This window comes from Calditrichota bacterium (genome assembly GCA_013151735.1).
GTDB lineage: Bacteria > Zhuqueibacterota > JdFR-76 > JdFR-76 > BMS3Abin05 > BMS3Abin05.
In genome coordinates this window covers 1-16,298 of record JAADHR010000180.1, presented here as the reverse complement: position 1 = coordinate 16,298, position 16,298 = coordinate 1, and the positions used below count along the sequence as shown (strand labels likewise).

Genomic DNA, 16,298 nt, shown 5'->3' with positions numbered 1-16,298 from the left:
AAAATCTTGGACATTTTTTCGTCGTAGTGCTGCCCGGTGTGAACAATAACGGGATCAAATGATTCCGGGTGTTTTTTCATTTCGGCGTAAATCGGTGCAATCTTCATAAAATTGGGACGTGCCCCCGCGACCAAAAAAATTTTCACCTAATCCTCCTTGTGTGTTTCCTGTTCATTCGGCCCGTACACATCTTCAAAGATTTGTGCCAGTTCCCGGGTCAGTTCCCGGCGGTCAAACCGGGAGATGGCCTCTTCCGGCGCTTCCGGTTTCAAGGTACCGGCCTGCCACTTTTTCAGAAGGTGCAAAAGCTCTCGTTTGATTCCCGGCACGTCTTTCGGATGCACGACAATCCCCAGTTTGTGGCGGCGAATGAGTGCCGCCGCGTCGCCTTCGGGAGCCAGGGCCAGAATCGGCCGCCGCGCGCCGATGTACTCAAACAGTTTGCCCGTCAGAATTCCCCGGTTCACGGGGGCATCGTCAATGATGAGCAGACTGACGTCACTGGCCAGCAGGTGCCCCACACTTTCCCGGTGCGTGAGATAGGCCTGGGTTTCAAAAATCCCCTCAAATTCGGGTTGCTGCAATTCCTCCAGAATGGAGGCCGCGATGCGCCCGATGAATTTGAATTTCAGTTGCTCACGGAGCGCCGGGTTCTCCGCCAAAAGTTCTTTGAGGGCCACCAGCAGGAAATGGGGATTGCGCGGGCCGTACAGCGATCCCGTGTAGGTGATCGTCAGCCGCTGGTCGCGTGGCGGAACCGGAACGCCGACAAAATCAGCTGCGTCGTAGCCGTTGGGCAGCCAGACCCACCGGTCGTCGTCCAGCTCCGGATGGCGGCTGAGCAGGTCGTCTTTGACCCCGCCGGAAACCACCAGAATCCGGTCGGCTTCTTTGAGGACGGCCTTTTCCAGCCGGAATTCCAGCCGGCGCGAGGGACCGGGCCGCCACTGAGGCGCCGTGAGCCAGCCGATCCAGGAATCCCGAAAATCCACCACCCAGGGCAGGCCGGTGAGGCGCTTGAGCCACAGCCCGATGAGCAGCGTGGTGTAAGGCGGTGCCGTGGTGTAGAGAACGTCAATTCCCTCTTTGCGAATGATTTTTTGCCCGGTTGCCGCGGCAAACGGCAGCCAGCCAATGCGAGCGTCCGGGACGAAAAAGGTGTCCCGCACCCACTCGGAAACCCGCTCACTCAGGCGCCGCTTCTGTTCCCCCAGCGTGAGCAGCGAGACGTCCAGGGCCTCTCCCATTTTTTTGCCGGTCAGCTTGCGGTACAGCGCGTACGGTTCCACAATTTTGGAGCGGTACACGGAGACGTCCTTCGGCACGTCCCGGAGCAGGGTTTCGTCAAAGGACGGGTAATCCGCATTCCGGGCTGTGAGTACCACGGGCTTCCAGCCGAATTCGGGCAGGTACTTCACAAATTTCAGGGTGCGCTGCACGCCGGAGCCCCCGGCCGGCGGAAAATAGTAGGCAACAATCAGTGCTTTCATTTTTTATTCCGAGCCCTTAAACCTTGCGAAGGTTTCGAAACCTTCGCAAGGTTATTTTCTACCCTACAAACGATTCAATTGCCTCCACCAGCCGTTCCCAGGAAAAATTCTTTCGAAACTGGCGGATGTTTTCTTCAAACGGAATGGTTTCTTTTTTCTCCAAAAATAACCGGATTCCCTCTGCCAGCGCTTCGGGATTTTCCGGAGGCACCAAAAAACCCGTCTTTCCTTCTTCGACAAAATCGGGCAGCCCTCCCACGTTTGTCGTAATTACCGGTCTCTCAAACTGGTACGCAATGGGAATGATGCCGCTCTGGGTGGCTGAACGGTACGGCATGACCACGGCATCCGCTGCCGAGAAATAGAGTCCCACCTGATCATTGGGAACAAATTCATCTACAAGGGTCACAAATTCTTTCAGGCCGTTTTCTTGGATAAACACCTCAAACTGATTCTTGGGTTCGTAGAATTCCCCCACAATCAAAAGGTGCACCGGCTGGTTTTCTTGAACAAGGCGCGCGAACGCTTTCAACAAAAGGTCCAATCCCTTGTAGCGCCGCACGTAACCGAAAAACAACAGGAGAGTCTTTTTCTGCGGGAGCCCTAATTTTTGTCGTGCTTCTTTGCGGGAGCACGTCCCGCCGAAGGTTTCGGATACGGGGTGCAGCACCTTCTGAATTCTGGCACCGGGTAAAAGGGTTTCCAAATCCTTTTTCACCGCCTCCGAGAGCACAATGTGCCCGTTTAATTGCCGCAGGAACAGCCGGTTTAACAACCGGTCACCGGGGCGCGTTTCGTGGGGGGTCACATTGTGACAGAGGCAAATTTGCACCGGGGGTTTTTTCAATCGCAGCAAAGCCGCAATTTTGGCGTAGGCCGGTGCAAAAAAGGGCATCCAGTGGTTGTACACCACAATATCCGGCTGAAAATGGCGAACAACCTGTGCAGCCCGGACCCAGCTCGGCGGCCATACGGAATCAATCACACGCACCGAGGGTACAGTCGGTGTGTGTGAATCCGGTTCATATTGGGTTTTGCCCGGAAAGAGAAAATCAGGGTACTGGCGCGTAAAATTAACGATGTGTACCGTGTGGCCGCGTTGACGGAGGTGAAAATACATCTGAGTAACAAAATTGGCAATTCCTCCCCGGTACGGAGGAGCCGGTCCGATGATCACAAGTCTCATGGCGTTTGCGGGGGCAGGAATGTTGGGTTTAGGTTGAAGGTTCGACGAATAACGTAAGCGGATTTGCGCGTTTGAGATGCCGTAATCATCTCTCCCAACAGGCCAATGGAAATAAATTGCACACCCATGATCATGAGCAAAATTCCCAGGAAGAGGAGCGGACGGTTGCCGATCCAGTGGCCGGTGAGCCGCAAAACCGTCAGGTAGGCGCCGATCACAAAGCCGCCGACAAACGATAAAATTCCGAGAACGCCAAACAGATGCAGCGGTTTTTTCAGATATCGGGACAAGAACATGACCGTCAGCAGATCGAAAAAGCCGGACGTAAACCGGGACACCCCAAATTTGCTTTTTCCGTATTTGCGGGGGTGGTGGACCACCTCTTTTTCGCCCACGGTGAACCCGTCCAGGTGAGCCAGAACGGGCAAAAACCGGTGCAGTTCCCCGTAGGGGTGGAGATTTTTCACCACAAAATTTCGGTACACCTTCAGGCCGCAGTTGATGTCGTGAATCCGCACTCCCGAAATTCGGGAAGTTACCCAGTTAAAAATTTTAGACGGCCAGCGTTTGCTAATGGGGTCGTGGCGTTTTTTCTTCCAACCGGAAACCAGATCGTACCCGCCTTCATTCAATTTTTGAATCAGGGCCGGAATTTCGCGGGGGTCGTCCTGCAAATCGGCATCCAGGGTAGCCACGATTTCCCCTTCTGCTGCTGCAAATCCTACGGAAAGCGCGGCCGATTTTCCGTAGTTTTTCTGAAATTGAATCACCCGCACACGCGTGTCTTTTTCCGCCAGAGAAGCCAGCACGTCCGCCGAGCCGTCGCGGGAGCCGTCGTCCACAAAAATCAATTCGTAGGTGTAGCCTTCCTTCTCCAGTACCTCGGTTAACTGCCGGTACAATTCCGGCAGCGATTCCTTTTCATTATAGACGGGAATTACCGCTGAAAGAGCTATTTTTTGTGTCTGGATTGCATTCATGATCACATCCGAATGACTAATACGTTTTCTGGAACTGATAACCTAAAAAGGTTGTTTTTTAACGTGTTATTGATTTGAAGTTGTTCGTAAAAAAGTGCAATTCTTTCTTTTTCCGGGAATCGAATAACCTGGATGGAACGGGGCACATAAATTCCCTTACGCTCGGTGAAATAACTGAATTTGTAAAGGTATTTCTTCCCATTTATCCTATTCCAGAGCGCATATTCCACCGCAACTTTTTTGACAGGATCAATTTTCATTCGAATACGCAGATTTTTTTGATCAATCCTGTACCAGAAATATTTTTTCGTAACCGAGTCCAGGACCGCCTTATGCCCAAGCACCCGAAAGGGATCGGGGAGCCCGGTGACGAGTTCCTTCAACCCGTCAAAATCGATGGGCATGCCGATGTACTGAGCCAGCAGTTTGGATTGGACTTTGGAACGGTAGAGAATATGATCGCGGGGTAGGTACACCTGCAGGTTGTTTTGAATGGCCAGAAGGGTGGCCGCGTGAATGCCAAAAGCCGCATTGATCTGGATTTTTAGCGAATCCGGTTGTTTGAAAAGGATGGTGGCCCGGCCGTTATAAGACCCCTGATGCGATTCCACGCTTAGGTTGGCGATTCCCTTTAGAGATTTTAGTTGAACGGAGTTTCTTTGGACTTCAAAAAGAAGAGTTTGTGGATTTGAACGATAAAGGTTCAGCCTTCCGCCGGTCAGAACCGGGGAACAGCCCGTGTAGAAACCGGCCAACAAAATCAGAGAAAAAACAGCAGGTACAAGATGTTTCCATTTTAGACAAATCACGTCAGATGGGTCCCCCTGCCACTTTTTGAAGCAGGCGCTCATTGGTTTTGTCTTTATCGAGGGCTTTTTTCCAATAAAAACGGGCTTTTTTTGCATTTCCCAGCTTGGCGTAAATATCCCCCAGATGTTCCAGAACCTCAGCGCTGGGCTCCCGTTTTTCCGTGGAGGCTTTTACAAATTTAAGGGCCTGCTTGTAATCCCCCATTTTGTAGTAGAGCCACCCGATGGTGTCCAGATAGGCCCCGTTTTCCGGCTCTTTTGCCAGGGCTTTTTCGGCCATTTGCAATGCTCTGGAAAGTTCTTTGCCACGGGTTGCCAGACTGTAGGCGTAATTGTTAAGAACGACAGAATTGTTCGGATCGATTTGGAGCGCTTTTTCGTACAATTGATCGACCTTGTCGTACTTTTTTTCTTCGTCGTAAACAGAGGCCAGAATTAAAATAACCGAAAGGTTGTTGGGACTTACCTTCAGCGCTTTCAGACAGGTTTTCTCCGCCTTGTCGTATTCCTTCAAATTGGAGTAGGCAAAGGCCAATTCCCGCAGGCCGTCCACATAGTCCTGGTTTCGTTGAAGGACTTTTTGAAGAGGGACCACAGCTTCTTTGTATTTTTTATTTTGATTGAGGACAGCCCCGTAATAGAAGTTGAGGCGCGGATCATTGGGAAAGACCTTCAGTGAAGCGGCAAAAGTCTTTTCTGCCAGCGAGTCGTCTCGCTTTTGAAGATAGGCCAGTCCCAGAAGAAGCCAGGCCTCGGGGACCTGTTTGTTGAATTGAATCGCCTTTTCGAGATTGTCAATCGCATCCTTAAAATTTTTCTTTTCCAGGTAAATTCGGCCCAGATTGTAGTACGACCGCCAATCATTCGGGAATTTTGTCTGAATTTGATGGTAAAAATCAATTGCGCGCGCGGTGTCTCCCTGTGCAACGTGAAGTTCAGCGATGTGGAGATACGGTTGAATATTCTGGGGATCTTCATCCTTTACGGCCTGCCACAATGCCAGCGCTTTGCTCCATTCGCCTTGATTCATGTAAAGATCGGAAAGCATGCGCCGAACGTTTGAAAAAGAGGGATGACCGGCAAGGGTTTTTTCCAGAAATTGGGTGGCCGCTGTTGTATCCCTGTTCATTTCGTAAATTTCGCCGAGATTCAGATAATTTTCCTCCTGATTCGGCTGACGCTGGATCAATTCCCGGTAGATTTGAATCACCTTTTTGTAATTCTTGGCCTGAAGATAGAAATCGGCAATTCGCCGGAGTGTTTTGGGATTCTTTCCGGATAGCTCGTAAATTTTATTAAATTCTGCATCCGCCTTTTTATTTTGTTTGGTTACAAGATAAAGAGATGCCAAATGGTAGTGCTCTGACAAATCGTTCGGGCGCAATTTCAGCAAAATCTTTTCATGGTAAATGGCGGCCTTAAAATTGCCCAACTGTTCATATGTGGAAATCAATATTTCCCGGTAGCGGGGATTGTTCGGTTCCAGGAGAACGGCTTTATTAATGAGTTTTAATCCGGTTCGAACCCGTCCGATTCGCAAGTAGTCTTGTCCCAGGGCCGCGTAAATAGTGGCCGACGTGGAATCCCAGGCCAGAGCTTCGCTGTAGTTCAGGGCGGCACCCTGGTAATCCTGAGAAAGATCGGCAAAAACACCGTCGATGAAACTACTTAACGCGTAAGGGTTGTAATCAGCGGTCTTCTTTTGAACCGGTCTTTTGGTTTCTCGATGGAGGGGAATGTGAGCGCATCCCCCCAAAAATACTAAAATTAAAAAAATCGGAAGTTGTTTCTTCATTCAATTATCCTTTGAATCACATCGTTTTTGAGCAGGGAACGATCCCTTGTATCTGTAAAATAGCCCATTTGCGTTAAATGGTGCTTACGGGCTGCGACCGTCTTCCTCCGGATTATCTCAAGTGGGCCGAAAAATTCCTCAAACAGTTTAAAATAAGAATAAAAACACAACTTTTCAATTTAAAATACAGAATCATTCCGCGGGTTCCCGTTTTACCCCCTGTGCGGAAGGGCTTTTTCCCTTTTGTGCCGCCGAACCGTAATTAGTGCGGTTTTCCCCGAAGCCAGATTTCTCGCAGCCGGATCTGTTCTGGCGTGGCGTTTTCATCTTCCACGATTGAATACGTTTTAAAAGGACTTTTAGTCAACCGGACTATTTTTGTAATCACTTTATCTTCCCGTTGAAGCAGAAATGTCACAGATGAGTCAACCGGTGTTTGATTGACTATTCGTTCCCATTCGCCATCGGAAACCCGGAACCCGTTTACGGCCAAAATAATATCTCCCTTGCTGATGCCGGCTTTCCAGGCCGGGCTGCCCATGACAACGTTTGTAATACTGTCCAAGCTGTTGTGGAGTTCCTGCTCCGTGGCATACACCCGGCTGATGGATTTTCGGGGAAATGTCTGGATGCCCGTGTAAGGCAGTGTGTCGGGGGAGGCTGCCAGTTTCAAACCGGCGTAGTTCAGAAATTTTTGATAGGGGATATCGGCTGTTCCCCGAACGTAGCGGTCAAAAAAGTTCTGGAAAGAACCGCCTGCAACGGCCTCCACATCGCGCTGAATGCCCCGTTTTTCGGAAAACCCGACACCCCGCTTGTAGTAGTGCCGGTACAGGTAGCGCATCACGTCGGCCAGATTGTGTTTTCCGCCGGTACGGTGCAGCAACTCCAGATCGAGCATCCACCCGACAATTTCACCCTTGTTGTAGTATGAAATCTCCAGATTGAGCTTGTTGTCTGAAAGATGCCAGAACTGAATACTGGAGGATTCCAGCGACATCCAGTGACGGGCCGGCAGGGTTTCAAAAAGGCTGATTTCCTCTCCCAGTTGGCGGTACAGACGTGCCTTTGACCAGAAACCGTCCCGTTGAAACAGCACATCCGGGAAGTAATCCGTCAGTCCCTCACTGATCCAGAGACGCTTGGTGTACACCGGATGTTTGTAATCAAAAGGCCCGAGCACATCGGGACGAATTCGCTTGACATTAAAATTGTGAAAGTATTCGTGAAATCCCACCCAGGTAAAATCGTCGAACTGAAGCGGATCGTCAAACTTGTAGGGATAAAAACTGAGCGTGCAGGAATTCCGGTGCTCCAGCGCATCAAAATTGTTGTAGAGTTGAATCAGAAACACATATTTGGTGTAGTCCAGCTCGCCGAACATCCGGTACACCTGCTGCACAAACCCCTGAAAAACCTTCAACACCCGCTGGACGGGCATATTGCTGTTTTTTAGATTCCAGATGGCCAGGTAGTGCGGAATACCCGCTACCTTAAAAGAGAACCAGTCCAATTTTCCCATCAGCAAGGGGCAGTCGATAAGTTCATCGTAATTTCGGGCGCTGAAACGGTTGGGTTCCGGAAGGCTGGTGAGCCCGGTGGCAATGTCCCAATCGGCTGGTAAATCACGTACGGTGAGTGTGGCCGGGCGATTTTTTTCACCTTCTACATACATGAAAACCGAGGCGCCGTTCACGTACGCGCGGTCGGCCCCCAGATAGCACGCTCCGTCGTCGTGAAGCAATCCCAGAATTTTGTAGTGAATGATCACGGTAGCGTGGTGATTTGCACGTACCCGCCAGGTGTCGAAATCCTCCCGGGTGGCCGGAAGCGGTGTGCCGTCACCGGTTTCGGCCTTAAATTGAAGGAGATTTCTGGCGTGATCTTGCAGCGTGTACGTACCGGGACTCCACGCCGGCAGGGTCACATCAATTGTGCGGGCCCGATTATTTTCGATTTTTAGGGTAACCTGAAACAGGTGATTTTCCGGATGCGCCAGCGAGAGATCGTAAGAAATAGACAGACCTTTGGTGATCCCGAAGGCCGGCATAAAAAGGATCACAAAAACAAGAATCGAAAACGTAATTCCCCGTTTTAAACTGAACCGTTTCACAATCATTCTCCGTAAAAAAGGTGAAAATTTATTAGACCCATTTGGGGTCGCCAAAACTCAAGAACGCCAGAAAATGGATTTTTCCCGTGTGGCCGAACACGTCCCATTCGTGGTATGAAGCACTTAATATACTGGATTTATGTATCAGATACAACAGAAAACTCCCCGCTAAAGTGTCAATTTTTCGGAAACGGTGTGAACGGCTTTTTTGAGATCGTCCATGGTTGGGGGCGGCGTAAACACCCTGAAATGATCGGGATCGTACCAACCGGCCCATTTTTTCCACCGGGAGCCATTTTGAAGAACCTGTCTCAATTTTTCCAGATGGATTTGTGCCTCTTTTTCGAGATGCGACAACCGTTCAACCGCTGCCTTTCGCCGGGATGGTGGCAGAGACGGATCGGAACCATCGGCCGCCGCATTCATAATATCCGCCACAGAACAAGCCAGCTGAAGATTCAATTGGAAGATTTTCGCCGGGAAAAGGATCTGATCATCGTACAAAAGGGCCGATTCTTCCGGCACCCATTTCTCGGCTTGAATGGCCAGAGCCCGAGACTGACGGGCGGTTTTGAGTGCGGTTTGAATGGGTTTGGAATCGGTATGTTTGAATTGTCCTTCTTGTAGATTTTTCAGGAGTCGAGCGGTGTATCCCATTAATTTGGCGAATCCGCCGATGGGCTCGTGGGCATTGTGAAGCTGTTTTAAACTCTCCACAATCAGGGGTGCCGAGCGTGCGCCGAAGTAGCGTTCGGTCCATTCCAGATAGAATTTTTCGGCATCAAATTTCTGCGGATCCCAGGCGGCATGGGCACAGGCTTCGAGATTGAGAATGAAATTCTTGAAATTCTGGCCATTTACAAAATAATTATAGGTCAGTCCCCGCTTCACCGCTTCGCGTGTAGACTTCAGGATCACCTCCGGGTAGGGATCCTGAACCACATTATTCAACCAAAAACCGGCATGGACGTAAATCCCAAAGTGGTGTCCCTTCAAATCGTCCGGCCATTCGGAATACGCGCCGTACCCGTCGTCGGCCCAGAGCATGTCGATTGATCGGTCAGGGTTAAATTCGTTTGCCCGCCACATGGTTCGCCCTTCTGACCACAAATCGCAGATGACCTTGCCGCCCGGACGATAGGCATTGACACGCTCAAGCAGCCCGTTGAACATTTTTGTCATCAAAGGGCCGGGATTGATTCCGGCCTGGCTTTCTTCCGGGCAGCGATACGCACTGTCCCACCAGGGATCGCGCGGGCGCTGCAGGAACAAATCGCATTTGCCAATGGGAGTTCGGGTCAAATAGTAGGTGTAAACCTTCATCCAATCGTCAAAATACCGGCTTAGGCAAATCTTGTCGTAATCCAGATGGTAAAATTCCCAACCGAGATACATGGGCGCTTGAACCAGCATCCCCTTGCTGTGGGCGTAGTCGATGATTTTGTTGATCAGATCCAGATCGGTGTGATAGGTGCCCATCTTTTTGTAGTAATCCCAGTTCCAGAATTCCGCCCGTCCGAAGGTGTCGTGCAGATCAATGTAATTGTAGCGCATTCTGGCCAGAGAATTGATCATTTCCTTCCAGATGTCAAATTCAATTATCAGCCGTTTCCCCTTCCAATTGGCAATCAAATCATCGTCGTTGTCAAAATAGCCGCGAAGGGGGAAAAGCGGGGATTTTTCCCGGAACGAAAGGTCCGGAATCGTAAACGGCCCCATTTTGGGGGGATGCTTACCGGTCCAGTATTCCCAGGGGTCCACGCCAAGAATGCGTCGGGAGAATTCGTAAACCCCGTAAAGCGTACCGCGGTCGTCGTTTCCGGCAATCACCAGAGTGGTTGTTCCCTTCCGGGGGGTATCCCTGAGGGACTGCAGCAGGAAGGCTTCCGGCCCGGGATCCCCCGGACGAATTGAAAGTTGCCCTTTTTGGACGAGTTCCCGAATGCCGGAATGCGTGGAGGGCGTCCCCACAAAAATCACCTGTTGGCCACGCGAAAGGGAGTTTTTTGTTGAATAAGCGGTCACTTCAATTCGGCTTGTAGTGACACGTTTCAAATCCGCAGCCAGATCGAAAGCGGCGGTTTTCTGTACGACGGTTGCCTGATCTCCGTAAAAAATAGTGGTTTGAGCCCGCACGTTACCCTCCAAAAGCAAAATAGCCGTTAAAATAAGAAATGTCCGATTCATGTGAATGCACCCGAATTGGTAATCGTTTTGCAAACTTGATTAAAAATAAAGAAGAATCGGTTTGGAAACAACTGGTTTTTTGCCGACGTTGTGGCCCTTGTTTTTGGGAACAGATCTTCTCACAGACGAAATGGATTTCGTATGGCCGCGAATGCGCGAATAAATGATTTCGTTTCTTTATTTGATCCTTAAAAGCGTGCAACGGTAGAGATTATTTTCCAACCTTAAGTTTAATTTCTTGAAATTTTTTAAAATAAGTTTTATACTATTTAAGTAATGAGCTTACTCCAAAAACCATGTGTAACACAAATGACGCGAATTTAATTTCAATAAAATCAATTCGTGAAATTCGTGGGAAAAGGCTTTTTAGAGCAGGCTCAAGTAATTATTCTTACCGGATAAAAATCGATTAGCAGCTTTAAGCGTCTCTAACCCTAAAAATCCCTTCACAAAAATAAGGAGAATCCCATGAAATTACGAGTTCTTTCTTTGATGGCCTGGCTTTTGCTTTTGCCCCTTGCTTTAAGCGCAGGAGTGAAAAAGCCTGTTTCTTTTGCGCGATATCCGGCCCCGTCACCCGATGGGAAAATGCTGGCATTTTCTTACCAGGGCGACATCTGGCGGGTACCCATTTCGGGGGGTAGAGCCCTTCGGCTGACCGTACACGAAGCCTACGAAAAAACGCCCCTCTGGTCGCCGGACGGAAAACAAATTGCCTTTGCCTCCAATCGCAACGGCAATTTTGACCTTTTTGTGATGCCGGCCGAGGGCGGCGTAGCCCGGCAGTTGACCTATTTTTCCAACACGGATAATCTGACCGACTGGGCTCCCGATGGACAATCCCTCATTTTTTCCTCTAATCGAAATTTTTATTACCACCGCCTGCCTGCGGAGTACCGGGTTCCATTGAAGGGCGGTACCCCCATGCGTCTGATGGAGGAATACGCCGATCAGGGTAAAATATCACCGGACGGCCGGTGGCTGGCGTTTGTGCGCGGCCGGGATAATTGGTGGCGAAAACACTATCGGGGAAGCGGGAATTACGATATTTGGCTTTATGAATTTAAGACGGGCACGTACCGCCGCCTGACAACCTTTAACGGGGACGATAAACATCCCTTGTGGAGCGCCGATTCAAAAACCCTTTACTACGTTTCCGAAAAGGACGGAACCTTCAATCTTTGGAAGATGGGATTGGATGGTTCCGGAAAAGAACAGATGACACACTTTAAGGATGATGGCGTGCGGTTTCCGCAGATTGCCCGAAACGGATCGATCATTGCCTTTGAACGGGGCGCGGATATTTACACCATTCAACCCGGGACAAAGAGCCCCCGAAAATTGGCTATTTTTGCTCCAAGCGATGTGAAGGTTAATCCGGTGGAACGCAAAACCTTTACCAGTAAAGCTACCGAGATTCGTGTTTCACCTAACGGGAAAGAGGTGGCATTTGTGGTCAGGGGTGAGGTTTTTGTGATGAAGAAAAAGGGCGGAAAGGCCAAAGCCATCACCCAAAACCCGGCCCGTGATTTTGACATTTTCTGGTCTCCTTCGGGGGATACGCTGGCGTTTGTCTCGGACCGCACCGGGAATCAGGATATTTATCTGGCCTTTTCCGCGGACACCGCGCAAAAAAGGTTGTCCAGGACGCTGAAAATTACCCTGCAACGCCTGACGTCCGATGCGGAGAATGAGTATCGCCCGCGTTTCTCGCCCGACGGAAAGAAGATCGCTTACATTCGCGGCAACGGCGACCTGTACGTGATGGATGCCCGTGGAAAACATGCCAAACGCATTTTGAAGGGATGGGATGCACCGGATTTTACCTGGTCTCCCGATTCCAAATGGATTGCTTTTTCCCGGGCAGATAATGAGTTCAATTATGATGTTTTTATCATGCCGGCAGACGGCAGCCAGCCGCCGGTAAACATTACCGAGCATCCTGATGATGACATGAGCCCGGTCTGGTCGAAGGACGGACGGAAGCTGGCCTTTGTTTCCAGGCGTGTGGGCGATACGTTCGATGTCTGGTTTGTATTTCTTCGAAAAATAGACAACGACAAGACAAAACAGGATTGGGAAGATGAGCAGGAGGCACTGAAAGCAAATAAGAACAAAAAGGCGACGGTACCGACGGTGAAAATTGATTTTAAGAATATCTACTGGCGGCTGCGACGGGTGACCTCACTGCCCGGAAACGAAACGGGGGTGCGGATTTCCCCGGACGGTGAAACATTTGTATTTGCAACCAACAGCGCCGGGAAACAGGATTTGTGGTCGGTAAAATGGGACGGCTCCAAACTGAAACAGTTGACCCGAAGCGGTGTTTCGCCTTCACAGATACAGTTTTCCAAAGACGGTAAAACGCTCACCTTTCTCGCAAAGGGCGGATCCCTGCAATCTATTGATTTGATGGGCAAAAATCTCAAACCCATTGGATTTCGGGCCACGCTGACCATCAACCACCCGGCGGAGCAACGCCAAAAATTCAACGAAACGTGGTCGATTATGGACAAACGCTTTTACGATCCCCACCACCACGGCGTAAATTGGAAAAAAATGATTCCCAAATATCAGCCGTTGGCCGCCTCTGTCACAACCATTGAGGATTTCAATGACGTGGTTCGTCTGATGTTGGGTGAACTCAACGCCTCACATCTGGGAATTTATCCGCCGCCTCCCAAGAATCCCACACGCAGTGGGATGTTGGGGGTGTTTTATGATGCGTCGTACAACGGTGAGGGACTCAGGATTTCGCTGGTTGAACCGAACGGACCCTGTGATTCGAAGGATGTTCATTTAAAAACAGGAGATCTGATTACGGCGGTCGACGGAACCCCTCTGAAAAAAACCGTTAATGTGTACCGTTTGCTTAATAATAAAATCGGGGAGAAAATTATCCTGAGTGTTAAGCGTGCTTCCGGTAAATCGGAGGATGTGGTGGTCGAACCGATTTCCTATTCGAAGTTTATGGATTTGGAATATGATCGTTGGGTGAATGAAAAACGTGCACGGGTTCATCAGCTCAGTAAAAATCGATTGGGTTACGTGCACGTCCGGGGCATGTCCATGCCCAGTTTGGAACGATTCGAGATGCTCCTTTATGCAGAGGGACACGACAAAGAGGCCCTGGTGATTGATGTGCGAAACAATGGCGGCGGCTGGACGGCCGATTACATGCTGGCCATGTTGGAGACCCGGCCTCACGCTTACACCATTCCCCGGGACGGGGGAAAGGGTTACCCGCAGGGAAGGCGTCCGCTCTACGCCTGGATCAAACCGTTTGTGGTGATGATGAACCAGTATTCATACAGCAATGCGGAGATTTTTCCTCATGCCATTAAGACGCTGAAACTGGCGAAATTGGTGGGTGTTCCCACTTTTGGTGCGGTCATCAGCACCGGCGGGACGCTACTGATTGACGGAAGTTATTTCAGAATTCCGTTTCGCGGGTGGTACACGCTCCCTGACGGAGTAGACATGGAGTTACACGGGGCTGTTCCGGATGTCCTGGTGTGGGATCAGCCCGGGGATATTGCCAGACACAAAGACCGGCAATTAGAGGCAGCTGTTAAAACACTCTTAACGGAAATGAAAGAAAAACAATAAAATCGGTTTGCTGAAAGAGGTCGGTCTGAGCCGACCTCTTTATTTTTTGGAAAAGAGCCGGAGTTTACTTTTCCTCTTCCAAACAATTCTTGCAAATACCGTAGAACTCGGTCCGGTGAAAACGAACCTTTCCGCCGGTTATTTCTTCTACACGACGATTGGTCTCGGTATCATAAGGAAGATTTAAATCATAGATTCTGCCGCATTTCTGACAAATAAAATGGTAATGTTCTTCCGTATTGGCATCATATCGGTCGAATGTGCTCCCGAAATTCAGTTCGCGAATGAGGCCCTGTTCTACCAATATATTCAAATTTCGGTATACGTTGCCCAAACTCAGTTTCGGATATTCCTTTTTCAAATGGTTGTAAATCCAATCCGCCGTGGGATGCGTATCGGTCTCTCGCAAGAGCCCCAGAATGCGGTCGCGCTGTTTGCTTCGCTTGTATCGTTTTAAATTCTTCATTTGCACGACGAAGTTCCTCATTGATAAAGTTATTTAAATCAAAGTATTCCAAGGAATGATAACCCTTTCAGGATTCCGGTAATCATTCCGGTGAATACGAAATCAGCCTAAAGATATATAAAAAATGGAAATAAATCAAGGAAAAGTCGTTCGTAAAAAGTGATAATCGTTCTGATTTTAATAAAATCAATTGACTGCGGCCAAAGAAAAACATGCCCGGCAAAAAAGGCCGGGCATGTTCGGTCACAATCTGGAACGAATGGACAGATAGTTCTAATCAACTGTTCCTATTTGGCACGCGCCAATTGAGCCACAACTGGAAATTTCGTTAGTAAATCCTCTCCATGCGGTGCATCCTTCATTTCATTTGTCAGGTCGCGACCTGCCTGGTGCAAAACCTGGTGATTTCCGTTTTGCCACAGAAAACTGTCCGTGACATCGTAAACCTTTCCCTGAAAGGCTATCAAAGCGCGATGGCCGTTTTGGCCGTCATGGGCTGCCAATTCTTCTAATGTCATTATCTTCACTGAATTAAATTCCCGGCTTTAATAATGAATGATGTGTCTGCAAATGAATCATATTATTTAAGAAATTTAGATACCCATGGGGAGGTCTCGCCCTCTCTCAGGAAATGACCCGAAGGACCCTCTCCCAGGAATTCCGAAAACCACGATTCGTGTTCAATTTCTTCATTTAAAATTGCCAGGGCCAGGTCGTAGGTCCGGTGATCCTTTCCAAAGGTCATGTTGCAGATGTGCGTGTACCCGCGAACGGCACAACGTTCCGCCTCGACCAGAACCTTCAGAATAGCTTTGACATCCGTTGGATCTTTGGGCAGATGCGGAACCGAACAGGCCGACAAATCATGAAAGGCCTTCATATCACCCGGCAGTTCTCCGCCCAACTCGTAAATTCGTGGAAAGAGCGCTTCAAAGTGGTTGCGGTCCTCAATCCGCGCCGTTTCTGCGATTAGTTTCAATCCTTCACCTTCAAGTCCAACCAGATTGGCGCGCAGAATTGTGTAGTAGTAATAGGTGGTCAGCTCAGCTGCTGCATTTTTAATGAGCAATTGAACCAATTGATCCACATCGATCCCCGATTTTTCGACCATTTCACGTGCAACTTTTGCCATTGTTCTTCTCCTTTTTTAATAATCGTTATGATTCTTAATATAATACATTAATTTCCCATAATCCAGTTTTTTTCTCCTTATTTTTATTTTTTCCTAAAAGTAATTGACAAACAGGCGGATTATCTTTAAATTGAGTTAACTGCAGGAAACAGGAGCACGATGTCGTTGGGAGGGCTTTTATGAAATCACACCCATTCTTTTTTACCATTTTTTTGCTGTTTTTTATTGTGACAGAGGCAAACGCTGAGACCCCCAAAGAAATTGTTCAGAAAGCCGATCAGTTGTGGCACGGAAAAAGCAGTTATTCCGAGGGGTCTATGACGGTCATAAAACCCAGCTGGAGCCGCAAAATCTCAATGAAAGCCTGGATGCTCGAGCCCGATTATGCATTGATTCTGATTACCGCTCCGGCCCGCGACAAGGGAATTGTGACGCTTAAGCGCAAGAACGAAATCTGGAATTGGATTCCCACTATCCAGCGTGTGATCAAGATTCCTCCTTCCATGATGCTCCAGCCCTGGATGGGCTCGG

At 49.2% G+C, this 16,298-nt stretch carries 13 protein-coding genes; 2 read left to right on the top strand and 11 right to left on the bottom strand.

Going from position 1 to position 16,298, the window contains the following annotated elements; genetic code table 11:
- The 8 genes from GXO76_12740 to GXO76_12705 all read right to left on the bottom strand — a co-directional run.
- A partial coding sequence (locus tag GXO76_12740; protein ID NOY78723.1) for a UDP-N-acetyl glucosamine 2-epimerase occupies nucleotides 1-146 on the bottom strand: 146 nt, incomplete at its 3' end.
- Entirely contained in the window at nucleotides 147-1,490 is a 1,344-nt protein-coding gene (locus GXO76_12735; protein NOY78722.1) for a glycosyltransferase family 4 protein, read from the bottom strand.
- A gap of 58 nt (nucleotides 1,491-1,548) precedes the next feature.
- Complete coding sequence (locus GXO76_12730; GenBank protein ID NOY78721.1) at nucleotides 1,549-2,676, bottom strand: glycosyltransferase; 1,128 nt, start codon at nucleotides 2,674-2,676, stop codon at nucleotides 1,549-1,551.
- On the bottom strand, nucleotides 2,673-3,656 hold the full coding sequence (locus GXO76_12725) for a glycosyltransferase family 2 protein (GenBank protein NOY78720.1): 984 nt from the start codon (nucleotides 3,654-3,656) through the stop codon (nucleotides 2,673-2,675). Before GXO76_12725 ends, GXO76_12730 begins: the two co-directional genes overlap by 4 nt.
- 2 nt (nucleotides 3,657-3,658) lie before the next feature.
- The gene (locus tag GXO76_12720; GenBank protein ID NOY78719.1) at nucleotides 3,659-4,465 is read right to left on the bottom strand and encodes a DUF4292 domain-containing protein; all 807 of its coding nucleotides are present in this window, start codon (nucleotides 4,463-4,465) and stop codon (nucleotides 3,659-3,661) included.
- 1 nt (nucleotide 4,466) lies between these two features.
- Nucleotides 4,467-6,260, bottom strand: a complete 1,794-nt coding sequence (locus tag GXO76_12715; GenBank protein ID NOY78718.1) for a tetratricopeptide repeat protein — start codon at nucleotides 6,258-6,260, stop codon at nucleotides 4,467-4,469.
- 262 nt (nucleotides 6,261-6,522) lie between these two features.
- Nucleotides 6,523-8,373 carry a M61 family metallopeptidase gene (locus tag GXO76_12710; GenBank protein ID NOY78717.1) on the bottom strand — a complete coding sequence of 617 codons (1,851 nt, stop codon included), beginning with the start codon at nucleotides 8,371-8,373 and terminating at the stop codon, nucleotides 6,523-6,525.
- A gap of 168 nt (nucleotides 8,374-8,541) precedes the next feature.
- Nucleotides 8,542-10,560: a hypothetical protein gene (locus tag GXO76_12705; GenBank protein NOY78716.1), complete on the bottom strand. Its 2,019-nt coding sequence runs from the start codon at nucleotides 10,558-10,560 to the stop codon at nucleotides 8,542-8,544.
- A 468-nt stretch (nucleotides 10,561-11,028) separates the two neighbouring features.
- Between GXO76_12705 and GXO76_12700 the strand changes: the two genes are divergently transcribed.
- Entirely contained in the window at nucleotides 11,029-14,169 is a 3,141-nt protein-coding gene (locus GXO76_12700) for a PDZ domain-containing protein (protein NOY78715.1), read from the top strand.
- 64 nt (nucleotides 14,170-14,233) lie between these two features.
- Here GXO76_12700 and GXO76_12695 read toward each other — a convergent pair whose 3' ends face one another.
- The 3 genes from GXO76_12695 to GXO76_12685 form a co-directional block, all read right to left on the bottom strand.
- Nucleotides 14,234-14,635, bottom strand: coding sequence for a transcriptional repressor (locus GXO76_12695; protein NOY78714.1), 402 nt, complete (start codon nucleotides 14,633-14,635; stop codon nucleotides 14,234-14,236).
- Between the two features lie 287 nt (nucleotides 14,636-14,922).
- Nucleotides 14,923-15,162, bottom strand: a complete 240-nt coding sequence (locus GXO76_12690) for a cytochrome B5 (protein NOY78713.1) — start codon at nucleotides 15,160-15,162, stop codon at nucleotides 14,923-14,925.
- A gap of 53 nt (nucleotides 15,163-15,215) precedes the next feature.
- Nucleotides 15,216-15,767, bottom strand: coding sequence for a DNA protection protein DPS (locus GXO76_12685; GenBank protein NOY78712.1), 552 nt, complete (start codon nucleotides 15,765-15,767; stop codon nucleotides 15,216-15,218).
- A 179-nt stretch (nucleotides 15,768-15,946) separates the two neighbouring features.
- On the opposite strand from GXO76_12685, the gene GXO76_12680 reads away from it, so the two are divergent.
- Nucleotides 15,947-16,298 (top strand): outer membrane lipoprotein-sorting protein (locus tag GXO76_12680; protein ID NOY78711.1); only part of this gene is annotated, 352 nt, incomplete at its 3' end.